The organism is Caproiciproducens faecalis, from assembly GCF_019448085.1.
GTDB classification, from domain to species: domain Bacteria; phylum Bacillota; class Clostridia; order Oscillospirales; family Acutalibacteraceae; genus Caproiciproducens; species Caproiciproducens faecalis.
This window is the reverse complement of the sequence record NZ_JAGFNZ010000005.1, coordinates 1-26,886: the sequence shown is the minus strand read 5'-3', so window position 1 is coordinate 26,886 and position 26,886 is coordinate 1. Positions and strand designations below refer to the sequence as shown.

Genomic DNA, 26,886 nt, shown 5'->3' with positions numbered 1-26,886 from the left:
TTATTCTTCACTTTCTTTTTGATCTGCCTGCTGCATGGTCATTTCCAGCCACTGCTGGTATGTAATGAGCACCTGACGCGGCTTGGAGCCTTCGTGCGGGCCTACAATGCCCATCTGCTCCATTTCATCGACCAGACGGCCGGCACGGGCATAGCCGAGGCGCAGACGGCGCTGGAGGAGAGAGGTCGAAGCCTGACCCGCTTCCACTACACATTTCACCGCATCCGGCATCATGGGGTCGGTGTCGCCGTTTACGGCGCTTTCTCCCCCGCTGTCCTTTTCGGCTACGGCGTTTTTCTCAATTTCTTCGGCAATATTTTTATCATATCCCGCTTCCTGGGACTTCTTTACAAAATTCACAACGGATTCAATTTCGCTGTCGCTGACAAAACAGCCCTGAATTCTGGTGGGCTTCTGCGAACCAACGGGGGAAAACAGCATGTCCCCGCGTCCAAGGAGCTTTTCCGCTCCGCCCATGTCCAGAATGGTTCTGGAGTCCACCTGGGACGAAACCGCAAACGCAATACGGCTGGGAATATTTGCTTTAATAATACCCGTGATAACATCGACGGAAGGTCTCTGCGTGGCAATCAGTAGGTGCATACCGGCGGCACGCGCCATCTGTGCCAGACGGCAGATGGAGTCCTCCACCTCGTTGGGGGCGGCCATCATCAGATCGGCAAGCTCGTCAATGATGATGACAATCTGCGGCAGGCGCGGCATCGGCTGACCGTTTTCGTCCTGGAACCCGTTGCTTTCCGCCAGTGCATTGTATCCGCTCAGATCACGCACATTGTTCGCCGCAAAGGTTTTATAGCGCTTGAGCATTTCCGTAACGGCCCACCCCAGAGCACCCGCAGCCTTGCGCGGGTCGGTGACGACCGGGACCAGAAGCTGAGGAATCCCGTTGTAAATACCCAGTTCCACCACCTTCGGGTCGATCATCAGGAAGCGAACCTCTTCCGGAGTAGATTTATACAGCAGGCTGACAATAAACGAGTTGATGCAAACGGATTTACCGGAACCCGTGGCGCCCGCAATCAGAAGATGGGGCATCTTGCTCAGGTCCGCCGTTGCGACCGTCCCCGCAATGTCGCGCCCAAGCACGACGGTCAGGCGGCTTTTCGCCGCGCCAAAGCTGTTGGACTCAATCAGCTCACGCATTCTGACGACGCTGACCTTTTTGTTCGGGACCTCTATGCCGACGGCGGCTTTGCCGGGAATCGGCGCTTCTATACGAACGCCGGACGCGGCAAGATTCATGGCGATATCGTCGGACAGATTCGTGATTTTGCTGATCTTTACCCCGGCTGCGGGCTGCAGCTCATATCGGGTGACGGCGGGGCCGCGGCTGATATCCACAATCTTTGTCTGAACGCCAAAGCTTTTCAGCGTCTGCACCAGCATCTGTCCGTTCAGTTTCAGCTCTTCGGTAACATCCTGCTCGCTTAGTTCTTTGGTGGTTTCCAGCATGGTAACCGGCGGGAAATGGTAAGTACCGTCCTGCGGCGGCTCGTCGGTAAACATGGTCATCTGGACGGCGGCGGTTTCCGGCACTCTATCTTGCTGCTGAGGTGCGGCAGCCTGACGGGCGGCATAAGCGGCCGCTGCTGCGGCGGAGCCGGATTTATCCGCAGCCGGAGGAACCGGAACCGCGGGCTGTTCTATCTTTTCCACTACGGGCTCTTTCACTCCGAACACCTTTTCCAGCTGTTCCAGCTTTTTGTTCTTCTGCGACTGTTCCTTTGCCTGTGCGGTGCGCTGCGCCATTTCCTCACGGTCAAGCGCAATGTCAATATTGGAATTGGCTTTACGGGCGCGTTCAATTGCCCGCTGCTCGTGCGCGCTGCTGAAATTGGCAGCCATCATATCCGCCGGCTTGGTCACCGCGCGGAACAGTTGCACAAGGCTGGTCCCCGTCAAAATCATAACCGCTACAAAAAGGGATAAAATAATGACGATTTTCGCCCCGGTAGAGCCGAGGGCCGCGACGAACGGGATTCCGATCAGGCCGCTGAAAAGACCCGCGCCGGATCTTTGGATGCCCAGTGTATAAAGATCTTTGAGCCTGTCCCAGTAGGAAGCAATCGGCGTATTGTTGCGATCCGTAAAAATATAAACAGCCGCACAGAACAGCGCGATGATGATTACCATAAAAATCACTTTGCTGCCCAAACGGTTTTTCTGACGTTCAAAAGCCGTCACAAGGGATATGTAGCACAGGAGAATCGGCCAGATGATGGCGCAGCTTCCAAAAAGGCCCAGAAGCACATTATGACACCACAGCCAAACATGGTCGCCGGCAATCAGTACCAGACAGACCATCAGAATGGACATGGCAAACATCACAATCGCGTTTACCTGATTGCGCTGTCTGATATATTCGGCTTCCTTCTCCACCTTCGTTTTTCTGCGGTCGGAAAGGTGCTGTGCCTTTGGCTTGCCCTGTGTGCGGGGCGCCGCTTTCTTTTTCGTATTTGTTTTTTGAGTTGCCACCTTTAAATCACCTTATATTTTCATTTTCTGTGTCTGCTTTGTCTGCTTTCAAAATCCGTCATTCATTATGTAGTTAAAGATGAAGAATGAATCAGGAACAGGGTTTCTGTGAAAAAGCTCCATTTTTCATTCTCCATCAGACTTTTAAGTGTTTCGGCTTTTGGCGGCCGTTCTGCCGGTTCTGGCTTCCGGCTTCTTGGTACCCGTGCGCGTGGTCTTTGTTTCGGCTTTCTTTTGCTGCGCCTTGTTCTGATCGATCATGTTGTAAAGGCAGTCGATCGCATCGGAAAGACTTCCCAGAGAATCGATCAACCCCTCCGTTACAGCGTCGTTTCCGTCAAGAACCGTGCCCACGTCCATGACCAGCTCCTGCGTGTTCATGGAAAGCTCATAAAAGCGCTCGGGGGAAATATGGGAATTCTGTGTAACAAACCGGGTAATGCGTTCCTGCATGCGCTGAAAATACTCCAGAGTCTGCGGAACACCGAGCAGCATCCCGTTCATGCGCACCGGATGAATGGTCATCGTGGCGCTGGGAGCGATAAAAGAATGCTTGGCCGCAACCGCAAGCGGTACGCCGATAGAATGACCTCCGCCCAGTACGAGCGATACGGTTGGCTTTTTCATCCCCGCTACCAGTTCCGCAAGAGCCAGTCCCGCTTCCACATCGCCGCCGACGGTATTCAAAATAATTAAAAGCCCGTCTATGGTGGGTTCTTCCTCTATAGCGACAAGCTGCGGTATGACATGCTCATATTTTGTTGTCTTATTTTGTGAAGGCAGAATATAGTGCCCTTCAATCTGACCGATAATCGTCAAACAATGAATCAGGTGTTTCCCGTTGCCGGTAATGACCGATCCGGTGTCAATGATTTGGTCGGTCTGCTTTTCGGTTTTCTCAGTTTTTTCCTCATCATTGCCGCGCTTTATATAATCTTTCTGGTCTTCCTTTTGATCTTCCAGGTTTTTATGACTCATGAATCATCCCTCCTACCGCATTATTGTGCCGTAAGAAGGCTGTTCTCATACACGCAAACATGTATTTTAAAAGATCAATACCATATTATATCATCAGTTGTGATATTCATCAAGAAAATAAAGCGGCAAAATAGAATGCTTTCGCAGAAAGTAATTGGATAGATTGACATTTTCATATTTTTATTGGATAATGGTTATATATTTAACTATGTGATAAATCCAAATTGGGAAGGAAGCTTGATAATGAGTTTGACTTTAGCACAAAAAATTATAAAAACCCATCTTTTGAGCGGTGAAATGACGCCGGGAAGCGATATCGGTTTGAAAATAGACCAGACGCTGACGCAGGACGCCACCGGAACCATGGCTTATCTGGAATTTGAGGCAATGGGCGTCCCGCGCGTAAAGACGGAGCGCTCTGTCGCTTATATCGATCATAATACCCTGCAGACCGGATTTGAAAATGCGGACGACCACCGCTACATTCAGACGGTAGCCAAAAAACACGGCATTTATTTTTCAAGACCCGGCAACGGAATCTGCCATCAGGTACATCTGGAACGCTTCGGAATTCCCGGCAAGACGCTGATCGGCTCCGACAGCCACACTCCCACGGGCGGCGGAATCGGCATGCTGGCGATGGGTGCCGGCGGACTGGACGTTGCGGTCGCCATGGGCAGCGGTGAATATTACATCACCATGCCGAAAATGCTTCGCATCAACCTGACCGGAAAACTTTCCCCGTGGGTTTCCGCAAAAGATATTATTCTGGAAGTCCTGCGTATTTTGTCCGTCAAGGGCGGCGTGGGCAAAATTGTAGAGTACGGCGGGAACGGCATCGCAACACTGAGCGTACCGGAGCGCGCAACCATTACCAATATGGGCGCGGAGCTGGGCGCAACCACCTCCATCTTCCCCTCTGATGAAGTGACCCTTTCTTTCCTGAAAGCACAGGGCCGCGAAAAGGACTGGGTGGAGCTCAAACCGGACTCCGACGCAAAATACGACGAAACCATAGAAATCAATCTGTCCGAATTAAAGCCGATGGCGGCCTGTCCCCACAGCCCGGACGCGGTAAAAACCGTGGACGAGATCGGTTCCATTAAAGTAGATCAGGTCTGCATCGGTTCCTGCACCAACTCCTCTTACCGCGATATGATGCGGATCGCCTCCATTTTAAAAGGGAAGACCGTTCATCCGGACGTAAGCCTTGCGATTGCGCCCGGCTCCAAACAGGTTTACAATATGCTGGCGCAGAACGGCGCGCTTGCCGACCTGATTTCCGCCGGCGCCCGCATTCTGGAATGTGCCTGCGGCCCCTGCATCGGTATGGGACAATCCCCGAATTCCGGCGGTATTTCTTTGAGAACCTTTAACCGTAATTTCGAGGGACGTTCCGGCACGGCAGACGGGCAGATTTATCTGGTCAGCCCGGAAACCGCCGCGGCCTCCGCCATCTACGGCGTTCTGACCAACCCCCAGACACTGGGCGAGGAAGCACCCATTGAGCAGCCTGAAAAATTCCTGATTAACGACAATATGATCGTTCCCCCCGCCGATGAGAAGGAAGCAACGGACGTAGAAGTCCTGCGCGGGCCGAACATTAAGGAAGTCCCCACCACCACCGCTCTGCCGCAGGATATTACCGCTAAGGCGCTGCTGAAGGTCGGCGATAACATTACGACCGACCACATTATGCCGGCCGGAGCGAAAATTCTTCCCTACCGTTCCAATATTCCCTACCTTTCCAACTTCTGTTTCGGCGTATGCGACAAGGAATTCCCGGAGCGGTGCCGCGAATACGGCAAGGGAATTGTTGTAGGCGGCTCCAACTACGGCCAGGGTTCGTCCCGTGAACACGCCGTTCTGGTTCCTCTGTACCTGGGAATTAAAGCGGTGGTTGCAAAGAGCTTTGCCCGCATTCACTGCGCCAATCTGGCAAACGCGGGAATTTTGCCGCTCGTGTTTAAAAATGAGAAGGATTATGATGGAATTGACCAGATGGATGAGCTGGAGCTGCCGGACATCCGTGCCACCGTTGAAAACGGCGGAACCGTTACCGTAAAGAATCTGACGAAGGGCACCTCCTTTGAAGCGGATGCCGTACTGAGCGACCGCCAGAGAAAAATCGTTCTTGCGGGCGGCCTGCTGAGCTACATTAAAGAACAGAACAAATAATTGTCGTATTTGACGCTACGGAACACTTACAGTAAACGGAGGATCATTCATGAATAAAATTCAAATGGCAACGCCGCTGGTCGAAATGGACGGCGACGAGATGACCAGAATCATCTGGAAAATGATTAAAGAGATCCTGCTGACCCCCTATGTTGATCTGAAAACGGAATATTACGACCTTAGCCTGGAAAACCGCGACGCAACCAACGACCAGGTCACGTTTGATTCCGCTTACGCTACAAAAAAATACGGTGTTGCCGTAAAATGCGCAACGATTACCGCAAACGCGGACAGAGTGCGTGAATACGGCCTGAAAGAAATGTGGAAATCCCCGAACGGAACCATCCGTGCCATTCTGGACGGAACCGTTTTCCGTTCCCCCATCCTTGTAAAAGGGATTACGCCCTTTATCACAACATGGAAAAAACCGATTACCATTGCGCGTCACGCCTACGGTGACATTTACCGAAACACGGAGATGACCGTTCCCGCCGGCGCAAAGGCCGAGCTGGTCGTTACAAAGGCGGACGGCACCGAAGAACGCTCGCTGATTCATGATTTTGAGACATCGGGCATTATTCAGGGCCAGCACAACATAGACAAAAGCATTGAAAGTTTTGCCCATTCCTGCTTTAGCTACGCGCTTGACGTAAAGCAGGATGTCTGGTTCTCCACAAAGGATACGATTTCAAAAAAATACGATCATCGTTTCAAGGATATTTTTCAGGAAACTTACGAAACAGAATATAAAGAAAAATTTGAAAAAGCCGGTATTACCTATTTTTACACCCTCATTGACGACGCGGTCGCCCGTGTAATCCGTTCAGAAGGCGGATACATCTGGGCCTGTAAAAATTACGACGGCGACGTTATGAGCGATATGGTTGCAACTGCGTTTGGCAGCCTTGCCATGATGACGAGCGTGCTCGTTTCACCGGACGGGATTTATGAATATGAAGCAGCTCACGGTACCGTGCAGCGCCACTATTATAAACACCTGAAGGGCGAAAAAACTTCCACCAATTCCATGGCTACTCTGTTTGCCTGGACGGGCGCGCTGAAAAAGCGCGGAGAGCTCGATCACCTCCCTGCGCTTGTGGATTTTGCAGACAAACTCGAAAAGGCATCTGTTCAGACAGTTGAAAACGGCATGATGACCGGTGACCTTGCCGCCCTTTCCACTCTGCCAAACAAAACTGCAGTTGACACCGAAACCTTTTTAAAGGAAGTCAATAAAAGTCTGATTCGGCTGCTCTAAGCCGGATACAGAATTACGGAGGTAAAGCGTATGCCAAGACGCGAAAATATTTCAATGTCGGTAATCAGAAGATTGCCCCGTTACTATCGTTTTTTAACCCATCTGAAGCAAAAAGGGGTTACCAGAATCTCTTCCACCGAGCTTTCCGTAAAGCTGGGGCTGACCGCCTCACAGATCCGTCAGGACCTGAACTGCTTCGGCGGGTTCGGCCAGCAGGGCTACGGATATATTGTTGACCAGCTCTGTGATGAAATCGGAAATATTCTGGGACTTTCCAATGAATATAAAGCGATTCTGATCGGAGCCGGAAATCTGGGAAGAGCAATCGCATCTCACATGTCGTTTGACGATGAAGGGTTTAGACTAGTCGGTATTTTTGATAGTTCCCCCAGTAAAACCGGAACGAGGATCAACGGTCAAATTGTACGCGACACGGTAGAGTTGGAAGATTTTTGCCAGAAAGAGCAGCCAACCATGGCTGTGCTCTGCATCCCCCGCGACGGCGTTCATACGGTAATTGAGCGCCTGTACAATCTGGGCGTGCGCAATTACTGGAACTTCAGCCATTATGATATTGCGATGAAGTATGATGATACGGTTGTTGAAAATGTTCATTTGAACGACAGCCTGATGACCCTCTGCTACCGGATTTCAAATCCAAGTCAGAAATGAACATACTGTCAGGGGAAAGAGCGATGGTTCTTTCCCCTTTTTCCTTCTTCCGACTTTTCTTTTCCTGTAAAGTATGATATTATTTCAATACAGCAATTACCCTGAAACGGGGCTGCGGCAGGAGACACCCGCCGATTGAATTTGCTATCATTAGGAGGTACAACATCATGGGTTGGATCACATTTGGCATTATTGCCGCTGTTATTCTGATTATCATTTTCTCTGTTACAGGCATGTACAACAAGCTTGTCTCTTTTTCGGTAAGAGTTGACAACGGGTGGGCACAGGTTGACGTTCAGCTGAAAAAGAGGTTTGACCTTATCCCCAACCTTGTGGAAACCGTCAAGGGATATGCTTCTCATGAAAAATCGACCTTGGAAGAGGTCACAAAATGGCGCAGCGCGGCAATGAGCTCTAAAACGCCCGAAGAGGCAATGGAGAACAATGCTAAGCTTTCCCGCGCAATGGTAAATTTGTTTGCTACGGCGGAACAGTACCCGGATTTGAAAGCAAACCAGAATTTTCTGGACCTGCAGGGGCAGCTGAAGGACATTGAAAGCAAGATTGCTTTTGCCCGCCAGTTTTACAACGATACCGCAATGAAATACAACGAATATGTCATGCATTTCCCGTCCAACATTATTGCTTCCATCTTCCATTTCGGACAGAAGAAATACTTTGAAATCGCGGAAGCGGACAAAGCCGTACCACAGGTAAAATTCTGATTTTCAGCGAAGGAAGGAGCATACAGATTGGCCAAGAAGCTTTTTGGCGGGATGGCTGCGGCCGTTGCCGCTATCCTATTGGTTCTTTTTATCATCGGCAGCAGCGCCGACGGTTACAAGCACGGTGCAAAGCAGACTTTGGAAAATCTGGATATCGTTTCTCAGCTCAGCAGCAACGGCGATATGCAGGTAACGGAAACCTGGCACATCAATCTGGAGGGCCGAGGAAAACCTTACAGCAACCTGTATAAAACCTTTCCGGTGAATGAAAAGCAGGCCAGCGGAATCGAAAACTTATCCGTTTACGACATGGATGAAAACGTTAAGTACAGCTTCCGTGACGATGTTAACCCGACGAGCGGTTATTTTTCCGAGGACAATGTCTGTTATATTTACAATACGGCACAGGATACGGAAATCGGCTGGTTCATGCCGTCAATCGAAAGCGGCGTACGCAATTTCAGGGTTTCCTATACCATCAAGAACCTTGTAGCTGTATACGGGGATACTTCCGTCCTGTACAACGCTTTTATCGGAAATAAATTCAGTATTCCGATTACTCAGCTGCACGGCACCATTTCTCTTCCGGCCGGCGCAAAGGACAAAGAAGTAAAGGGATGGCTCCACTGCACCGCACAGAGCCAGTTAACCGTCAACTCTCCCACTCAGATAACGTTTACTGCGAACAAGGTTCCACCGGAGACGCTGGTGGAAACCCGCGTTTGCATGCCCGTTTCCCTGTTCCCCGCCTCCACAAGGATCAGTACGGCAAATGTCCTGAGCGACATTGAAAAGGAAGAGCAGAAGTGGGCGGATGAATGGGCTGAAAAGCAGCGCATGAACTATATTATCGGCGTAGTGGATGCCGTAGCCGGAGTTGTTCTGGTGATAGCGGGAATTTTCATTCTGATATGGCTGAAAAAGAAAGCCAAACCGTATCAAGTGGATGCTCCCGAATACACCCGCGAGATTCCGGAGGGCAGCTCCCCCGGCGGCGCCGCAAACCTGTTTTACTACTACAGCGGCGGCGTAACCAGCAAAGAAGAGGGGCGTGTTTTCAGCGCCACGCTGATGAGTCTGGCGCGCAAGGGATACGTCGGGTTTGACTCCAGTGAGAAAAAAGAGTTTATGGTAAACATCTTGGGAAATACCAAACAACTGCCGCTCACACAAAGCGAGCAGACCTTTTACGATATGATTGCCACCGTTGCGTCATCGTACGGTGACCGGTTTACCATGAAGCAGTTTGAAAAATACGCCAAAGACCACAGCAAATACATCGACAGCAGTATGGAGAACTTTTTGTCGCAGACAAAGAGAGAAATCGCCGCGCGGGGATATTATGAGCACCGGCCCTCCTTTTTAACGGGCAGTTCCCTTCTGGGAATTCTCAGCATTGCGGGAGCCGTTGCGATTCTTTTGCTTACAGGCGGCTGGCTGGTCTACATTCCCCTAGGATTCCTGATTTTCGGGATTCTGTTATTAGTGGCCGCCAGCGGCAAAACAAGGCTGAGTGCAAAGGGCGAATATGACTACGCCGTGTGGCACGGACTGGAAAAATACATGCTCGAATTCTCGCGCATGAAAGAATACGGCGTTCCGGAGCTTACGCTTTGGGAGGAATACCTGGTTTACGCAACCATGATGGGTATTTCCAAAAAGGTCTGCGATCAGCTCAAAATGGTTTATCCTCAGCTGAATGACGACGGCTACCTCTACACGAACTATGGGGGCAGCTATATGTACTACATGTTCGGGCGTTCCGTCGGCATGGGCGGATTCAGCCACATCGGCAGCGACTTCGGCTCCGTGCTGGGCAGCACCATCAGCAACATCAGCACTTCGGCCACGCGTCTTGCCCATCCCCCGCAATCTTCGGGAGGTTCGGGCGGCTTCGGCGGCGGTGGTTTTGGAGGCGGAGGCTTCGGCGGCGGCGGCGGAGGCTTTGGAGGCGGCGGAGGAGGCGGCGCCAGATAAGGTACTGGCGCGCGTCTTAAGACACACTGAAGCAGGTTACCAACCACATGACTTTTACAGGCTGCCGCTAAAGCGGCAAAGAACAGAACCGGTAAACCTTTGAGTTTACCGGTTCTTTATTTGTGCGGGTTTTTGGAATGGAAAGGCGCAGGAGGCCGGATATTACGCTGTATAAATCAGGACCGCATCACGCAGAAACGCGGCCAATCCAGGCTGCTTTTTGTCATAATAGGCGGTGAAACGCGGGTCATCCACATACATCTGTGCAACTCCAGCGTGCGCTTCTTTACTGTAGCTGTCCCAGTAGAAAGACAGCCACTGACGATGCAGATCCGCCGCGCGCTGCGCGAGTTCTCCGGCCGGGTCGCCCGTCTGATACGCTTTTAAAAGCGTCTGCATCAGTTCCTCATTCAGAGCGGTAATCCGGTCGTATTCTTCCTGTGTCATATTTTTTAGCTTTTGATTACTCCTGTTCACGGCTTCTTCGCCGTATTTTTCACGGATCTCCGCACCGTATTTTTGTTCGTTTTCATCAACGAGCTTCTGTTTAAAGCCTTCAAATTTTTCCTGATCGGCCATGTCTTGTTCTCCTTTCGCATAAGCCAGTGTTTTTTCCACATTGGCAATGAGCGCGTCAAGCCGCGCCCGTTTGGCAAGGAGATTTCACGGTGGGAGCTCAGCGCGTCCTTTACCGTAAAATCCGGTGAACTGAGCAGCCTGCCAATTTCATCCAAACCGACGTCCAGCTCACGGTAAAACAGGATTTGCTGCAGGCGGTCGACCTGTTCCTGCCCGTAGATACGGTATCCGGATGAGCTCATCCTAGCCGGCTTAAGGAGATTGATCTCATCATAGTACCGCAGGGTTCGTGTAGTAACGCCCGACATGCGCGCCAGTTTCTGAATGGTGTATTCCATGAAATTCCCTCCTTTGCAAAAAGATCATACACCTTTCCGTAACGTCAATGTCAACATCTTTTTTCAATAAATTTCTATGGTCTGTCCCCGCTTGAAATCCCGTCCGGTGGAATACGCCGGAATTCAGCCTCATATACTGATAGAAAACGGCCCTTCAATTAGGAGGAACAGCCGTTTACAGTCATTCTATTGAAAAGGTGTGATGGCTTTGGTAATCCATGTAGTGCGTCAGGGAGACAGCGTCTATTCTCTCTCCAGTCGGTACGGCGTCTCTATACAGAAGATTATCGCCGACAACAGTCTGGAGGACACGGAGCGGCTGATGATCGGTCAGGCGATTGTGGTGGATGCGGACAGTGTCAACCACACCGTAACCCCCGGCGAATCGCTGTATTCGATTGCCCGGCGTTATAACACCACGGTGTTCCGTATTCTAAGCGCGAATCCTTCCATTACCGACCCGTCCAAGATCAAGGCAGGTCAGGTGATTATCATTCCCCTCTCTGCCGAAAAGCTGGGTACCATTGATGTAAACGGATACGCTTTTCCAAACATCAACACCAACGTGCTGGAAAATACTTTGCCCAACCTCACCTACCTCAGTATTTTCAGCTATCAGGTCCGTCCTGACGGCAGTCTTGCCCCTATACAGGACACCCCACTGATTGAAGCAGCACGCAGGTACAACGTGGGTCCTATGATGGTTATCACCAACATCAAAGAGGGCGCCAGCTTTAACAGCGAATTGGCTCACACCATTCTTACAAACCCGGATATTCAGAACACCCTTCTGGAGAACATTGTAAGAACGCTGAATGAAAAGAAATATTTCGGTCTGGATATCGACTTTGAATATATCTTTCCAAGGGACAAAGACCTTTACACCGGATTCATCAAAAAAGTCACAGACAGACTGCACCCACTGGGCTATACTGTCACCACCGCGCTCGCGCCTAAAACAAGTGAAGATCAGCCGGGACTGCTGTACGAAGCGCACGACTACGGCGCCCACGGTGCGCTGGTCGACCATGTCATTCTGATGACCTACGAGTGGGGCTACACCTACGGCCCGCCCCGCGCGGTCGCTCCTGTGAATCTGGTGGAGGACGTACTTCAATATGCCGTTACTGTAATTCCCAGCAAAAAGATTCTGATGGGAATTCCCAATTACGGCTACGACTGGACACTGCCTTTCGTTCAAGGCAGTTCGGCGCGTTCCCTGACAAATCCCGGCGCCGTCAGTCTGGCTTCCAGAGTGGGCGCGCAAATCCTGTTTGACACAAAGGCACAATCGCCGTTTTTCAACTATTATGAAAACGGAAAGCAGCATGTCGTCTGGTTTGAGGACGCCAGAAGCATACAGGCAAAGCTCGAGCTGGTAGACAAATATGATCTGGGAGGGGTAAGCTACTGGACCATTAACAGCTTCTTCCCCCAAAACTGGATTGTACTGAATTCCATGTACAACATCAGAAAAGTGAGATAACCCGAAAGGGCTGAGTGAAACACTCAGCCCTTTCTTTGTTACAGCCACGACCGGTTTTTTCTGATATAAACGGATTTGACAAGCTGCGCAAGCAGGGTATATCCCAGCACGATCAGCGCGAGCCAGCCGAAATAAGAAAGCGGCAGTGCCGCAAGTCCCAGATAGGCGCCCAGCGGGGTAAACGGAATCGCTACACCGATTGCCATAATCACCGTAGTCAGCAGCACAACGGGAGAAGCCGCGCGGCTCTGGATAAACGGCAGCTTAGGCGTGCGGATCAGATGAATAATCAGCGTCTGTGAAATCAGGCTTTCCACAAACCAGCCTGCGTTGAACAGCGCGACGAGTGCAGGGTTGGAGGCGCTATTGCAGCCGAAAGCAAACCACATCAGCAAATAGGTGGCAATGTCGAACACGGAGCTGACCGGCCCGATAAAGATCATGAATTTTCCGATGCTGGAGGCTTCCCATTTGCGCGGCACACGCAGATAATCCACATCCATGTTGTCCCATGGAATGGAAATCTGGGAAATATTATATAACAGATTCAGTACCAGAATCTGTACGGGCATCATTGGTAGAAACGGCAAAAACGCACTTGCAACGAGCATGGAAAGCATATTTCCGAAGTTGGAGCTTGCCGTCATTTTGATATATTTAATGATATTTCCGAAGATCTTCCGGCCTTCAATCACGCCGTGCTCCAGTACCATCAGGTCCTTTTCCAACAGGATAATGTCGGCGCTCTCCTTGGCAATGTCCACCGCGGTATCCACGGAAATACCGACATCCGCTTTGCTCAGCGCCTGAGCGTCATTGATGCCGTCACCCATAAACCCGACGGTATGACCCAGCTGCTGAAGCGCATTGACAACCCGCGCTTTCTGAATCGGAGAAAGTTTGGCGAAAACCGTGGTATCTTCCACCTGTTTGAGGAGTTCATCCTCACTCATTTTTTCGATTTGAGAACCAAGCAGAATTTTATCAATCGGCAGACCGACTTCGCCGCAGATTTTCTGCGTAACCCCCTCATTATCACCGGTCAGTACCTTAACCTGTACGCCGTATTCTTTCAGCGCGCGGATTGCGGTGGCGGCGGATTCCTTAGGCGGATCCAAAAGACCCAGATACCCCATCAGAGTCATATTGCTTTCGTCCTTGACTCCGAAAACGCCCTCCACGGCGGGATCTTTTTTCTGCGCGACCGCAATCACCCTCATGCCCTGCGCGTTCAGCTCATCGGTCATGCGCACCACCTGCGCCCGCAGCTCGCCCGTGAGCGGGACAACCTGACCGTCGTATTCACAGAAGGAACAGATTTCCATGACCTCTTCCACCGCGCCTTTGGTAATCACCTGAGTTTTGCCGGTTCTGTCCTTCAATACAACGCTCATTCTGCGGCGGGAAAAGTCAAACGGGATTTCATCGACTTTCAAATATTCATTATTCAGATAAGTAACGCTCTCTTCACCGGCCTTTTCGATGATGGCCAGATCAATGAGGTTTTTCAGCCCGGTCTGAAAATAGCTGTTCAGATAGGCGTGCTTAAGTACACGAATATCTTCCTCCCCCTGCACGTTCAAATGCCTTTCAATAATGATCTCGTCGCGTGTCAGCGTGCCGGTCTTGTCGGTACAGAGGATATCCATTGCGCCGAAATTCTGGATGGAATTCAGGTGTTTAACGACCGTCTTCTGGCGCGACATGCTGACGGCGCCCTTTGCCAGATTGGTGGTAACGATCATCGGCAGCATTTCCGGCGTCAGGCCGATGGCAACAGAAATAGCGAAAAGAAGCGCTTCTATCCAATCGTGCTTGGTAATGCCGTTAATCAGGAACACAATCGGCACCATGACGACCATAAAGCGAATCAGCAGATAACTGATGGAATTTACACCTTTGTCAAAGCTGGTGGGAGCACGATCGCCCGAAAGTTCCCGGGCCATATTGCCGAAATAGGTATTGTCACCGGTAGCCAGCACAACGGCGGTTGCGGAGCCGCTGATGACGTTGGTGCCCATGAAACAGATATTCCGCAGATCAAACAGGTTATGCCCTTCGGTGATTTTATCCGGTTCCGGGTACTTTTCCACCGGTTCGGACTCCCCCGTCAGAGCGGACTGACTGACAAATAAATCCTTTGCCTTTAAGATTCTGACATCCGCCGGAATCATATCGCCGCCGGACAGCGCAACAATATCGCCGGGCAGCAGTTCCGTCATCGGAATCTCTTCCCGGCCATTTTCACGGCGGATAACCGTAGCGGTCGTCTTGACCATGGATTTTAATCCTTCCGCTTCCTTCCCGGAACGGAACTCCTGAAAGAAACGCAGTCCCCCGCTGACGAGCACCAGAAAAAGAATGACAATCACGGCCGCGGGACTTTTTTCATCCGGCTTAGCAAGTACCACCTCTGTCAGAAACGAAATTGCGGCGATAATCAGCAGAACAAGGGTAAAAGGATTTACAAAGGCTTTTACCAGCTGCACATACCACGGCTTCGGTTTTTCATGAGAAATTTCATTGCTTTTGTATTCCTCTGAAAACATCTCCACATCCACAATGTCAAGGCCTTTTTCTCTGGTTTTCAGAGCGGAAAGCAGCATATACTTCTCCATTCGGGAGAACTCCGTCAGCTTTTTCGCTATAGACTGCGCGCTGCTTCCGCCGGTCTGCATATCCTTTTTCATTTTCCGCGCCTCTCTTTCAAAAACTTATAAAGACAGGAATCCCCCTGCCCAATTTTTTGTGAGGCAGGGGGACAATAAATTGTATTTGCTATCACATACTATTCAATTACAAGCAGATGATAGTCCTTTAAAACAGGGAAGTCAATAGAAAACGAAGAATCAGTTTTTCAGGTAAACTGGCTGGACTTTGACATCCTCCGCATAGTCCGGGATAAGCGAAGGCAGACGCAGTTTGCGCTCGAGATGCTCCGCACCAATCCCTGTTGCCGAGAACATCAGCAGGAACAGCATCCCTGTCTGGATCCAAAATATGGTGACATCGGTCATGCCATGCACGGCAATCGCAACCACGGCGGCAAGAACAAGAATATTCATGTCCTTACCCAAATTGCTTCTAAACCGTAAAGACAGCAGCTTCAGCTGCATAGCAACGTAAACACCGATTGCACCGAACCCGATAAACCCGAAATTCAGCAGGGTGTCCAACAAAAGATTATGGCAGTGGTAGGTTTTGTAGCCGCCCAGCTGCTCACAGATCATCTGATAGGACAGCGCGCCCGTTCCTAAAAATGGATGGCGCACGATTCCCCTGACAGCGGTTGTCCAAATAGAAATTCGCTGCCCGCAGGTGCTGTCGATTGCTTCCAGCCCTCTTGGGAAAATTGACGGAAAAACAAGGCTGACGGAAAGAAAAGCAACCGCCAGCAGTACCAGCCCGCCCGCCAGCCGGTATCTCTTTTTGAAAAGAAGAACGGTCATAATGGCGCACGCAGTCGCCAAAAATGCCGAAAGGCTTGCTGACAGGTAAAGCCCGACCAGATTGATGCCGATTACGCCAAGATAAAAGTTTTTGTTCTTTGCTTTTGTAAAAATCCGATAGATGGCAATAATGATAATAAATTCAATCATCATACCGTAGCAGTTCGCGTTGTGAAACGCAGAAACAGGACGGTAGCGGGGTGCGTCGCCGTAAGCGGTGATCTTCTGAAAAATGGCAACCAGTGCACACCAGATGCTCGCAATGCAGGACACATCCATGACCTGATCGAAAAGCTGGCGCGTCATTACGCTTCTGATATAGAAGCCGCAGGTCGCGGCGGCGAGAATCACGATTGCGTAAAGCATCCCCCAGTAATTGTTATAGGTTGCGGATACAAAAAAAGGAATAATCAAAAATCCAAGCAGATATTTCGAGTACGGAAACGAAAAAGCTTTCGTCCTTTTTTTGCAGTTCATCATTGTCATGATAGCGATTGCGCACGTTACGGCAACGCTGAAATAGAATGGCGCGAAAATCGAGACTGTCAGCAACAAAACGAGCATACTGTCAAAATCCCGGACAGGCAGCTTTGTGTTCTGAAAATCAAATTTTATCATTCTGATAAGGGCAGACCCCTTTCTTCACATATTCCTACTTTGGTTGTGGAACCAAACTCTTCCACAACATCTCATACCGATTAATTATACCATAATGCAAATATGAAACAAGATAAATTATGAATCGAATATCTTCCTTTGATAATTCATAATTTGGTCATTTTAACGGAAATTGTTGCGAAATTTTTAAGTTTTTTTCAAATATTTTTTACTATGGCAAAAAACGATCTAACTATAGTATAATGAATTTCAATAAAAATCATACACGAACGGGGATAAATTCATGATGGATGAAAACGGAATTTCCGGTCTTTCCGCAGAACAGGTGGCCGCACGGCAAAAACAGGGGCTGGTAAACGGAACGGAAGAAATAAAAACCAAGACGGTAGGACAGATTATTCACACGAATCTGATTACCCCGTTCAATATATTAAATGCGATTCTTGCCGGGCTGATTTTGATGGTGGGTTCTTATAAGAACCTGCTGTTTATGGGCGTCATTATTTCAAATACGCTGATCGGAATCGTTCAGGAAATCAAAGCAAAAAAGACAATCGACCGGCTCAAGCTGATTGCCGCGCCAAAAGCCCATGTACTGCGCGACGGCGCGAAGCAGGATATCCCAGTAAGCGACCTTGTGCTGGACGATATTATGGTGCTTGCTTCCGGAAACCAGATCTGTGCCGACTGCATTGTTGTGCAGGGAGAATGCGAGGTCAACGAAGCGCTGATTACCGGTGAAGCGGATCTGGTCGCCAAAAAAGCGGGAGATCGTCTGCTGAGCGGCAGCTTCATCGGGAGCGGCAGCTGCCTTGCGAAAGTGGAACATATCGGCGCGGAAAACTACGCGTCTAAAATCACCCAGAGTGCCAAATACCTAAAAAAACCAAATTCGGAAATTATGACGTGGATTAATAAAATCATCAAATATATCGGTTTTTCCATTATTCCCATTGGTCTTTTGCTTTTTTACAAGCAGCTTTATCTTTCTGGACAACCTTTCAACCGCGCGGTCGTCAGCACCGTCGCCGCACTGATCGGCATGATCCCGGAAGGGCTTGTCCTTCTGACCAGTGTGGTGCTGGCAGTGAGCGTGCTGAGGCTTGCCCACCACAAAGCTTTGGTACAGGATTTGTATTCCATTGAAACCCTTGCCCGCGTGGACACCCTTTGTCTGGATAAAACGGGAACGATCACGGAAGGAACCATGCAGATGGACGCCATCGTCCCGCTGTGTGATATTTCCCGGCAGGAAACCGAAGATGCGGTTGCCGCTCTTGTGAATGCGGTCAACGACGACAACCCCACCGCCAATGCGCTGAAAGCGCTTGACCGTAATCCTCCGCCGTGGAAATGCGCGGCTACGGTCGCGTTTTCCTCCGCGCGGAAATGGAGCGGAGCAAGCTTTCACGAAACCGGGAGCTTTGTGCTGGGCGCCGGTGAGTTTATTTTAAAAGAAGGATTTGAAAAAATCCGGCAGGTGGTCGAAAAATACTCTTCACAGGGACAGCGCGTACTGCTTCTGGCCCACAGTGAAAGCCCGCTGGGAAAGGGGGATTTGCCCGCCGATATCTCCCCTCTTGCGCTGATCCTTCTGAGTGATAAAATCCGGAAAAACGCGAAAAAGACATTGGAATATTTTTCCGCACAGGGTGTGGATATCAAAGTGATTTCAGGGGACAACCCCGTTACCGTGGCCAATATTGCGAAGAAGGCCGGGCTGAGAGACGCCGGAAACTACGTTGATGCAACCACGCTGAAAAGCTACGAGGAAATTAAAACCGCCGCGGTCAGCTTTTCCGTGTTCGGGCGTGTCACTCCGCAGCAGAAGCTTGACCTGGTCAAAGCCTTGAAAGAGCAGAACCGGACGGTCGCCATGACGGGGGACGGCGTAAACGATGTCCTTGCCTTAAAGGAAAGCGACTGCAGTATTGCAATGGCTTCCGGCAGCGACGCGTCCAAGACGGTTTCACAGGTAGTCCTTCTGGATTCCGATTTTGCAAGTATGCCCCGTATTGTCAACGAAGGGCGCCGCTCCATCAACAATTTGCAGCGCTCCGCTTCGCTGTTTCTTGTGAAGGCAATGTTTTCCGCGATCATTGCCGTCCTGTTTATCTTTTTTACCTGCGACTATCCGTTTCAGCCGATCCAGTTTACGCTGATTAACGCAGTCACCATCGGATACCCCTCGTTTATCCTCGCGCTGGAGCCCAACCGGGAACGGATTCACGGTAAGTTTATTGTCAATGTTATTAAAAAGGCACTGCCCGGCGCGCTGACCATGGTGCTGAACATTGTGCTGCTTGTTTTTATTTCCGGCTATCTAAATTTTACTCCGGAGCAAATTTCCACAATGGCTGTCATTATCACCGGTTACACCGGCCTTATGACCTTATTTAAAGTCTGTATGCCGTTTAATCTAAAGCACGCGGCACTGTTTTCCTCCATGTCCGCCGCCTTTATTTTGGCGCTGATTTTCTTCAAGCCGCTTTTTGCGGTGGTCGGACTGACTCTGCCCATGGTGCTGGTGCTGGTTCCCATGCTCATCGTGGCCACAAGCCTGATGACCGCTATTCTGCACATGGTGGAAAAAGTCATTATGAAAAAAATCGGCAGCTGACTTCTCAATCCAGCCCTATCTTTTTGAAATACGATTCCGTAGACGTTTTTCCGGAGCGCAGGTACCGGCCGAGGCCGTACAGGCAGTTCGGGTCCTTCGTAAGATAATTTATTCTGCTTTCGCAGGTCAGGCTCGCGTGAAATCCAAGCTGCCGGACAATCGGGAGCGAAACGTTGCTGATTGCACCGAACGGATAGACAAACGTAGTAGGCGTATAGCCGGTATGCTCTTTCATTTCTTCCTGCATCTTGCTTAAGTCCTCCGTCAGCAGGGAAGTATATTTTCCCACGCTTTCTCCCCGCTTCATCCCGGCGCCAAGGCGTCCGTTCTTGTTTTCATGCAGGTTATAGGTATGATTCTGAATTTCCACAAATCCGGATTCCATCATTTCGTTGATTTCATCCCAGGTACAGTGGGAGTAATTGGCGTGATCCGCGTCCTTCTGTGAAAACTGATCCGTACAGTAACCGATCGGAGAAAAAACCATCTTCATTTTGTATTTCCTAATCAGCGGATATGCGTAAAGATAATTGTTGTAGTATCCGTCGTCAAAAGTAATCATGACCGGTTTTTCCGGTAATGGCGTCTTTTGGTTGACGTAATCCAGCAAGTCCTGCATTACCACGGCTGTATAGCCTTTTTTCTGAAGATACTGAAGGTCTTTTTCAAAGCTGTCCGGGGAAATCACATACACGCCCTGATAGGATTTGTCTTTCAGCACACTGTGGTACATGAGAATCGGCAATTTGATACCTCTTCCGCTTTCGGTCGCTCTGGCGGGATTTGCCACTGCCCCGCAGCATATCATCAGCGCGATTGCCGCCGTTGTAAGAAACATCAGCGCCAATCTGCGGTTAATATGAAAGATAGCAAACATAGGCACATTCCTCCTAAGCAAATATATGGAGGGCTGCCGGGAGATATCACAAAAGGACAGAGCAAAGCGGTGGCTTTGCTCTGTCCTTTTTTACAGCTGACATTCTTTCATTGTTACCGACGAAAGAAAATCTTCAATATCTTCGTAAACTTCATCTCTATTAATTTCACTGAGCAGGGCGTGGCGTGCTTCCGGGTACAAAATCAGACGCACCTCATGGCCGGTCTTCCTGAGCTTTGCGGCGACCTGCCGGACACCTTTCCCAAAACCGCCGACCGGGTCTTTTCCGCCTGAAATCAGAAGAATCGGAATTTTTGCCATCTTTTTAAACCAGCCGGAGGAATTCACCTCCGCCTGCAGATAGACGATGTCGCGGTAACCGGAAGCGGTCAGGTCAAAACCGCAAAGCGGGTCATTTGTATAGATATCCACCTGCGCCCCGTCGCGGGAAATCCAGTCGTTCGGCGTGCGAAACGGCGTAAAGGCGCTGTTGTATTTTCCGGTGGAAAGCTTTGCGAAAATAGGGTCGTGGCTTTTTTCGCCTTTCTTTTTTACGATGGCGTTGCTGATGCGTTTCTGGGTGGACAGAACCGCCGCACCCGGGCTGCCGCAGGTACCCATAAAAATGACCGCGGTCAGCTCGTCGCCGTACTGGGCGGCGTATGACCGGGCTAAAAAGGAACCCATGCTGTGTCCCATGAGCACATAAGGGATATTGGGATAATCCTTACGCATCAGGCCGTAAAGCTTGTGCATATCTTTGACAAGATTCTGGCACCCGCCTTTGCCGAAATACCCGTACGCACCGCCGGCGGTCACCGATTTTCCGTGGCCCAGGTGATCGTTGATGGCTACGGAGTAGCCCTTTGCGGCCAATGCACGCGCAAAATCAACATATAAAAGACTGTGCTCCGCCATTCCGTGAGCAATCTGCAGCACAGCCCTGACGTCCGTTTTGTCGGCAGGCTCAAAAACCCGTGCGAAAATTCTCTCATCATCCGTACAGGAATCAAAGGACATCTGCCTTTGTAAAATATCCAATTGCGTCACCTCTCTATGCTGCGATTGTATTTTGTGTATTCATTATATCGCAGAAAAAGAGGAAAATGTGATACGTTTTGTGAACAATTTTATACGGAAATATGATAAACCACCAAATAATGAAAGATTGTGCCGCCAAGTACGAACAAATGCCACACGGAGTGCATGTATCTGATCTTTTTCCCAAGCCCGTAAAGGACGGCGCCGACCGTATAGAACACGCCGCCGACAATCAGGTAGATGATAGCCTGCGAATCAAGGTGTGTAAGCAGGGGCTTGAAAAAGAAGACAACGAACCAGCCAAGGGCCAGATAACAGATCATGGAGAACGTTTTAAAGCGCTTAAGATCAATCGCGTTGAGCACGATGCCGACAACGGCGACCATCCAGACAATCGAAAACATAACCCAGCCCGTAACCCCGCCAAAGCACAAAAGAGAAATCGGCGTATAGGTTCCCGCAATCAGAAGAAAAATGGTGCAGTGGTCGAGGATCTGGCAGATCTTTTTTCCCGGGCAGACACCCAGCGCATGGTAAAGTGTGGAAACCATATACAGCAAAATCATGGTTACCCCGAAAACGGACACCGCCGTAAGGGAAAGAGCGCCACGGCGGGCGTTCATCAAAAGTACAATAAAGCCCGCAATGGCAAGCCCGGTTCCAATCCCGTGAGTAGCGGCATTGAGAATTTCTTCCGTTATGGTATAACTTGGAAGCTCCAGTTCTTTGCGCCGTGTTGTTCTCCATTCCGCTTTGTTTATACTGCTTTCATTCATAATATCACCGTCTATTAAAGATTATTTTATGTAGTATTAAAAACTATATAACAGTCTACAACGGCGGACGCAGTTTGTCAAGGGGTATCAGTCAGAAACGCCTTCCAAGTTGAAAGGCGGGATATAGCTTTGGCTTGCCGACTCCATTTCCTGAACAAATCCATCTAAATTTAAGTCAAACAAATGCTCCTGAACCTTCCGGTATTCGCGCTTTGTAATTCTGCGGTTGATTTCCGGGTATTCAGCCGCTTTCCCGCAGGGCACATACTGCGCCATCAGGCTGACCAGCACCCCGTCCGGAAGATTTTCACCCAGCCAATCCAAAACGGCGATGGAATTGCGCGTATTGCCCGGTAAAATCAAATGCCGCACAATCGTACCGCGCGTCATCATCCCGTCATCATTGAATTGCGCCGAACCGGTCTGGCGTGCCATTTCCAGCACGCAGGCCTTTGCCCGTTCCGCATAATCCGGTGCTCCGGAATATTTCCGGGCAAGAACATCGTCCGCATACTTTAAATCGGGAAGGTAAATATCGATCAGGCCTTCCAGCAATCTCAGCGTTTCCAGGCTTTCGTAGCCGCCGGAATTATACACGACCGGAATCCGGGACTTTCTGAGTTTGAGCGCCTCAACAATTGCGGGAACAAACTGCGTAGGGCTGACCAGATTGAGATTGTGCGCACCTTTTTCGGCAAGACGGTCAAAGATATCCGCAAGTTCCTGTATACTGACCGTTTTCCCCACCGCTTTTTCGGTACTGATCTGATAGTTCTGGCAGAATACGCATTTCAGGCAGCAGCCGGTAAAAAAGACCGTCCCGGAACCATGTTTTCCGCTGATACAGGGTTCCTCCCAAAAATGGAGCGCCGCGCGGGCGACCACGGGGTTTGTCCCCAGTCCGCAGAACCCGGAGCCCTCGGTTTCCGTTCGCTTTGCTCCGCAGGCGCGCGGGCACAGCATGCAGTGCTCCGTCATCATGCTTCTTCCCCCTTCAGGCACATCATTGCGGCAAGACCGCCGCGCCTGCCCCCGCTGGCACGGTGGGACCAGAGCCACTGCGCGTTGCATTTTGTGCACAGCTGCGCCACCTCAATGTTTTCCGCAGGGATACCCGCTTCCATTATGATGCGTCGGTTGGCTTCCCATAAGTCAATCATAAATTTTCCGCCGCCCTTTTCAACGATGAATTCCTGCGGCTTGATTTCGGTCAGCGCGGCAAATTCTTCATACACCGGGGTATCCACCTCAAAGCAGCATGGGCCGATGGACGGGCCGACCGCGGCAAGGAGATCCTTTGGGCTGCTGTCGAATTCCCGCGCCATGGCCCCAACCATTTCCGCCCCCATTTTGGCAACGGTGCCGCGCCAGCCGGCGTGGGCAAGGCCGATCGCACGCTTTACCGGGTCAAGATAGAACAGCGGCACACAGTCGGCGTAAAAGGTGGTGAGGGTCACGTTCGGTTCATTGGTAATCAATCCGTCCACACTTTGCAGATCCTTGGGTTTCCAAATGCCCGTTCCGCAGTTCCCCCGCCCTACCCGGCGAACAACCGTGTGGTGATCCTGTGCCGAAGCAACCAGCGTTTCGTAATCGAAGCCGGCCGCGGAGCAAAACCGCTGAAAATTCCGCACCACATTTTCGTCGCTGTCCCCCCGTCCGAAATTCAGGTTCATAGAGGTAAATTCCCCTGCGCTCACTCCGCCCATCCGGGTAGAAAAGGCGTGATTGACAAAGTGATATTGCTCAAAAGAGGGAAAAGTCAGAAAGACGACTCCCTCTTTTTCCCGTACATTCATATTTTTCCCATTATCATTCATAAATACCCTCCGCAGAATGGTTAGTGGTTTTGAAAAAATCCTCCGTCAAAACGGAGGAAACCATTTATAATATATTATTGAAATCAGTATGATTTTAGCATAACAAAAAAGCGAATGCAAATACAAAGGTAAAAAAAGAGGAGAGCTTTCAGCTCTCCTCTTGAGGCCCTTCGTCCTCTGTTTTATCCTTTTCGGCATTGACCGGAAGGATCGTCTTTTTCACAACCATACCTTCGTATTTCAGCTTAAACTGTACTCGGCCGTAAAACCTGCGGTGACAGTGCCAGCAAATAAACTCCGCGCGGTAGCTTTTGTTTTTGAGCTGCCATTCGCCCGTCCGGTGCGCCCTCCCGCCGCAAAGATCGCACTTAAAATGCATATCGCTGCGCTTAATCAGCGGATTGTTTAAATCACAGATAATCATGGTCTTAAAGAGTATCCGGTCATAAAATTCATCCGTTGTCGCGTCCTGTATAAACGGTTCCAGCTGATCCGGGGTATACAGCTTCTGAAAGCACCGCAGGGACAGCAGGCTGTCACCCAAAGCACGGTGATGATCGAAGCCCTCCTCGTCAATTCCCAGCAGTTGTGCACAAGTGCTCAGTCCCATCTGCTTTCCGGGTTCATAATCAAGCATCTTTTCACAATAGGCCTGCAGATCCACATAGCGTTTCAAAAAAGGAATATGCTCGTTTCCGCAGAAATAACGGCAATTTTCAACCAGCGCAAGAACGTCTGACGTACCCCATGTCATGAACACCGCATCACCGGCCCATTTTCGGAACCGGCTGACAACCTGCATGAACTGCAGGCCGTCTTTCAAATCTTCATTGGTAATGCTGGTCAGTGTCTTGATTTTTCCGCTGATTTTCTTGCCGACCTGCGGACGGATCAAAGCCTCGAAGGTATCGACCACATTCAGGTCATGATCCACCTTCACCGCGCCGAACTCAATGATTTCATTCATAAATCCCTTGAGTCGGCGATTGTAGGTTCCGTTCCACTCCAAATCAAGTATTACAAAACTCATATCATTTATTTTTACTTGCCTGTTTCATGCGAAGCTCTTTACTCAGTACCATTTTACGCATACGGATGCTTTTGGGCGTCACCTCAACCAGCTCATCGTTGCGGATGAACTCAAGGCTCTGTTCCAGACTTAAAACGGTATGCGGAGTAAGTTTAAGAGCATCGTCCGAACCGGAGGCACGGGTATTGGTTACATGCTTCTTCTTGCAAACATTAACGACGATGTCGTCTGATTTCGGGCTGGCACCCACGATCATGCCCTCGTAAACCTCCACGCCGGTCCCGATAAACATACGGCCGCGGTCCTGCGCGTAGAAAAGGCCGTAACCGGTGGACTCGCCGGTTTCATGCGCAATCAGAGAACCTTGCGCGCGTGTCTGAACATCGCCCTTATACGGCTCATAAGAATCAAATATGTTGTTCATGATACCGTTTCCGTTGGTGTCGGTCAGGAATTCCTGACGGTAGCCCATCAGGCAGCGGGCGGGAATCTTGAACTCCAGATGGGTCATACCGGTGTCGCGCGTACCCATGTTGAGAAGTTCCGCCTTACGGTTGCCCAGCTTTTCCATTACGGCGCCGACATAGCTGTCAGGCACTTCAATCATGAGAAGCTCCATCGGCTCGCACTTTTTGCCGTCGATGGTTTTATAGATCACATGCGGCGCAGAAACCTGAAATTCATAGTTCTGGCGGCGCATCTGCTCAATTAAAATGGAAAGATGGAGCTCGCCGCGGCCGGACACCTTAAAGGTATCTGCCGAATCGGTTTCTTCCACACGCATGGCAACGTTGGTTTCCACTTCCTTAAAGAGTCGGTCGCGCAGATTGCGAGAAGTAACGTACTTTCCTTCTTTTCCGGCAAACGGGCTGTTGTTTACCATGAACATCATCGAAACGGTGGGCTCGTCAATTTTAACAAAGGGCAGCGGTTCAACACAGTCCGGCGCACAGGCGGTTTCGCCGATGTTCAGTCCGGTGATACCGGAAACGGCTACCAGATCGCCCAGCTTGGCTTCCTCTACTTCCACACGCTTCAGGCCTTCAAACTGATACAGCTTGGCAACCTTTACATTTTTCTGTTCGCCGTCACGGCAGCAGAGCACAACATTTTCGCCGCTGTGAATTTCACCGCGCTCCACACGCCCGATTCCGATTCTGCCGACATAGTCATCGTAGTCAATGTTGGAAAACAGAACCTGAGTCGGCCCGTTCAGGTCGCCCTGCGGCGCAGGAATATATTGAATGATGGAATCGAAAAGCGGAACCATATCGGTACCCGGCACATTGGGGTCCAAAGTGGAGTAGCCGTCGCGGCCGGAAGCGTAAACGACCGGGAATTCGAGCTGATCCTCATTCGCGCCCAGCTCAATAAACAGGTCGAGCACTTCGTCGACCACTTCTGCCGGTCTTGCGCCCGGGCGGTCGATTTTGTTAACAACGACCAGGGGCTTTTTGCCAAGGCCAAGCGCTTTTTTCAGTACGAATCGCGTCTGCGGCATACAGCCTTCAAACGCGTCTACCAGCAGCAGAACGCCGTCAACCATCATCAGGATGCGTTCCACCTCGCCGCCGAAGTCGGCGTGACCCGGAGTGTCCACAATATTGATTTTGACGCCGTCGTACATGACGGCTGTATTCTTGGAAAGGATGGTGATTCCGCGTTCACGCTCAAGGTCGTTGGAATCCATGACCCGTTCCGCCACATTTTCATTGGCACGAAAAATGCCGCTTTGTTTTAGCAGCTGATCGACCAGTGTGGTCTTTCCGTGGTCAACGTGCGCTATAATTGCAACATTTCGAATGTCATTTCTTGAATCCATAATTGATGATACCTCTTTAATCTCTGTAATTCACAAAACTTTATTATTATACCACGTTCCCATATATTTGTGAATAAGCACCGTAAAGAAACCACGGTGCTTATCCGACAAAAAAGCGCCGGCAGATTACCGGCGCTTTGTAATAT

Annotated in this window: 18 protein-coding genes and 1 pseudogene; 7 read left to right on the top strand and 12 right to left on the bottom strand. The window is 50.2% G+C overall.

Annotation, left to right across the window (positions count from 1 at the left end):
• The gene (locus tag J5W02_RS11980; RefSeq protein WP_330659758.1) at positions 1 to 2,496 is read right to left on the bottom strand and encodes an FtsK/SpoIIIE family DNA translocase; all 2,496 of its coding nucleotides are present in this window, start codon (positions 2,494 to 2,496) and stop codon (positions 1 to 3) included.
• 144 nt (positions 2,497 to 2,640) lie between these two features.
• A complete protein-coding gene (locus J5W02_RS11975; protein ID WP_219965936.1) occupies positions 2,641 to 3,474 on the bottom strand; it encodes a ClpP family protease in 834 nt (277 codons plus the stop codon).
• A gap of 243 nt (positions 3,475 to 3,717) precedes the next feature.
• Here J5W02_RS11975 and J5W02_RS11970 point away from each other — a divergent pair, with 243 nt between their 5' ends.
• From J5W02_RS11970 to J5W02_RS11950, 5 genes are all read left to right on the top strand, one after another.
• Positions 3,718 to 5,652 carry an aconitate hydratase gene (locus tag J5W02_RS11970; RefSeq protein WP_219965935.1) on the top strand — a complete coding sequence of 645 codons (1,935 nt, stop codon included), beginning with the start codon at positions 3,718 to 3,720 and terminating at the stop codon, positions 5,650 to 5,652.
• A 49-nt stretch (positions 5,653 to 5,701) separates the two neighbouring features.
• On the top strand, positions 5,702 to 6,910 hold the full coding sequence (locus J5W02_RS11965) for an NADP-dependent isocitrate dehydrogenase (protein ID WP_219965934.1): 1,209 nt from the start codon (positions 5,702 to 5,704) through the stop codon (positions 6,908 to 6,910).
• Positions 6,911 to 6,940: 30 nt separating this feature from the next.
• Entirely contained in the window at positions 6,941 to 7,582 is a 642-nt protein-coding gene (locus J5W02_RS11960; RefSeq protein WP_219965933.1) for a redox-sensing transcriptional repressor Rex, read from the top strand.
• Positions 7,583 to 7,749: 167 nt separating this feature from the next.
• Positions 7,750 to 8,307 (top strand): LemA family protein, encoded by a 558-nt coding sequence (locus J5W02_RS11955; RefSeq protein WP_255575733.1) that lies wholly within the window; start codon positions 7,750 to 7,752, stop codon positions 8,305 to 8,307.
• Between the two features lie 27 nt (positions 8,308 to 8,334).
• Complete coding sequence (locus J5W02_RS11950; RefSeq protein ID WP_219965932.1) at positions 8,335 to 10,284, top strand: DUF2207 domain-containing protein; 1,950 nt, start codon at positions 8,335 to 8,337, stop codon at positions 10,282 to 10,284.
• 162 nt (positions 10,285 to 10,446) lie between these two features.
• On the opposite strand, the pseudogene J5W02_RS11945 reads toward J5W02_RS11950, so the two are convergent.
• Positions 10,447 to 11,201: pseudogene (locus J5W02_RS11945) on the bottom strand (MerR family transcriptional regulator).
• A gap of 208 nt (positions 11,202 to 11,409) precedes the next feature.
• On the opposite strand from J5W02_RS11945, the gene J5W02_RS11940 reads away from it, so the two are divergent.
• Complete coding sequence (locus tag J5W02_RS11940; protein ID WP_219966159.1) at positions 11,410 to 12,687, top strand: LysM peptidoglycan-binding domain-containing protein; 1,278 nt, start codon at positions 11,410 to 11,412, stop codon at positions 12,685 to 12,687.
• A 38-nt stretch (positions 12,688 to 12,725) separates the two neighbouring features.
• Here the strand turns inward: J5W02_RS11940 and mgtA are convergent, their stop codons facing one another.
• Both mgtA and J5W02_RS11930 read right to left on the bottom strand, forming a co-directional pair.
• Positions 12,726 to 15,377, bottom strand: coding sequence for a magnesium-translocating P-type ATPase (gene mgtA / locus J5W02_RS11935; protein WP_219965931.1), 2,652 nt, complete (start codon positions 15,375 to 15,377; stop codon positions 12,726 to 12,728).
• 159 nt (positions 15,378 to 15,536) lie between these two features.
• Positions 15,537 to 16,754 (bottom strand): O-antigen ligase family protein, encoded by a 1,218-nt coding sequence (locus J5W02_RS11930; protein WP_219965930.1) that lies wholly within the window; start codon positions 16,752 to 16,754, stop codon positions 15,537 to 15,539.
• Positions 16,755 to 17,037: 283 nt separating this feature from the next.
• Here J5W02_RS11930 and J5W02_RS11925 point away from each other — a divergent pair, with 283 nt between their 5' ends.
• Positions 17,038 to 19,374: a cation-translocating P-type ATPase gene (locus J5W02_RS11925; protein WP_219965929.1), complete on the top strand. Its 2,337-nt coding sequence runs from the start codon at positions 17,038 to 17,040 to the stop codon at positions 19,372 to 19,374.
• A gap of 4 nt (positions 19,375 to 19,378) precedes the next feature.
• Here J5W02_RS11925 and J5W02_RS11920 read toward each other — a convergent pair whose 3' ends face one another.
• From J5W02_RS11920 to typA, 7 genes are all read right to left on the bottom strand, one after another.
• The gene (locus J5W02_RS11920; protein WP_219965928.1) at positions 19,379 to 20,251 is read right to left on the bottom strand and encodes a polysaccharide deacetylase family protein; all 873 of its coding nucleotides are present in this window, start codon (positions 20,249 to 20,251) and stop codon (positions 19,379 to 19,381) included.
• 90 nt (positions 20,252 to 20,341) lie between these two features.
• On the bottom strand, positions 20,342 to 21,292 hold the full coding sequence (locus tag J5W02_RS11915) for an alpha/beta fold hydrolase (RefSeq protein WP_219965927.1): 951 nt from the start codon (positions 21,290 to 21,292) through the stop codon (positions 20,342 to 20,344).
• An 89-nt stretch (positions 21,293 to 21,381) separates the two neighbouring features.
• On the bottom strand, positions 21,382 to 22,068 hold the full coding sequence (gene trhA / locus J5W02_RS11910; protein WP_219965926.1) for a PAQR family membrane homeostasis protein TrhA: 687 nt from the start codon (positions 22,066 to 22,068) through the stop codon (positions 21,382 to 21,384).
• A gap of 87 nt (positions 22,069 to 22,155) precedes the next feature.
• Positions 22,156 to 23,049 carry a radical SAM protein gene (locus J5W02_RS11905; RefSeq protein WP_219965925.1) on the bottom strand — a complete coding sequence of 298 codons (894 nt, stop codon included), beginning with the start codon at positions 23,047 to 23,049 and terminating at the stop codon, positions 22,156 to 22,158.
• Positions 23,046 to 23,888: a peptidoglycan editing factor PgeF gene (gene pgeF / locus J5W02_RS11900; protein WP_219965924.1), complete on the bottom strand. Its 843-nt coding sequence runs from the start codon at positions 23,886 to 23,888 to the stop codon at positions 23,046 to 23,048. Before pgeF ends, J5W02_RS11905 begins: the two co-directional genes overlap by 4 nt.
• Positions 23,889 to 24,036: 148 nt before the next feature.
• Complete coding sequence (locus tag J5W02_RS11895) at positions 24,037 to 24,918, bottom strand: 3'-5' exonuclease (protein WP_219965923.1); 882 nt, start codon at positions 24,916 to 24,918, stop codon at positions 24,037 to 24,039.
• 1 nt (position 24,919) lies between these two features.
• The gene (typA, locus tag J5W02_RS11890; RefSeq protein ID WP_219965922.1) at positions 24,920 to 26,740 is read right to left on the bottom strand and encodes a translational GTPase TypA; all 1,821 of its coding nucleotides are present in this window, start codon (positions 26,738 to 26,740) and stop codon (positions 24,920 to 24,922) included.
• Positions 26,741 to 26,886 lie beyond the last annotated feature (146 nt).

Coding starts and splice junctions, on each gene's coding strand:
- J5W02_RS11975 (WP_219965936.1), bottom strand. CDS start 3,474: ATGAGTCATAAAAACCTGGAAGATCAAAAGGAAGACCAGAAAGATTAT.
- J5W02_RS11970 (WP_219965935.1), top strand. CDS start 3,718: ATGAGTTTGACTTTAGCACAAAAAATTATAAAAACCCATCTTTTGAGC.
- J5W02_RS11965 (WP_219965934.1), top strand. CDS start 5,702: ATGAATAAAATTCAAATGGCAACGCCGCTGGTCGAAATGGACGGCGAC.
- J5W02_RS11960 (WP_219965933.1), top strand. CDS start 6,941: ATGCCAAGACGCGAAAATATTTCAATGTCGGTAATCAGAAGATTGCCC.
- J5W02_RS11955 (WP_255575733.1), top strand. CDS start 7,750: ATGGGTTGGATCACATTTGGCATTATTGCCGCTGTTATTCTGATTATC.
- mgtA (WP_219965931.1), bottom strand. CDS start 15,377: ATGAAAAAGGATATGCAGACCGGCGGAAGCAGCGCGCAGTCTATAGCG.
- J5W02_RS11930 (WP_219965930.1), bottom strand. CDS start 16,754: ATGATAAAATTTGATTTTCAGAACACAAAGCTGCCTGTCCGGGATTTT.
- J5W02_RS11925 (WP_219965929.1), top strand. CDS start 17,038: ATGATGGATGAAAACGGAATTTCCGGTCTTTCCGCAGAACAGGTGGCC.
- J5W02_RS11920 (WP_219965928.1), bottom strand. CDS start 20,251: ATGTTTGCTATCTTTCATATTAACCGCAGATTGGCGCTGATGTTTCTT.
- trhA (WP_219965926.1), bottom strand. CDS start 22,068: ATGAATGAAAGCAGTATAAACAAAGCGGAATGGAGAACAACACGGCGC.
- J5W02_RS11905 (WP_219965925.1), bottom strand. CDS start 23,049: ATGATGACGGAGCACTGCATGCTGTGCCCGCGCGCCTGCGGAGCAAAG.
- pgeF (WP_219965924.1), bottom strand. CDS start 23,888: ATGAATGATAATGGGAAAAATATGAATGTACGGGAAAAAGAGGGAGTC.
- J5W02_RS11895 (WP_219965923.1), bottom strand. CDS start 24,918: ATGAGTTTTGTAATACTTGATTTGGAGTGGAACGGAACCTACAATCGC.
- typA (WP_219965922.1), bottom strand. CDS start 26,740: ATGGATTCAAGAAATGACATTCGAAATGTTGCAATTATAGCGCACGTT.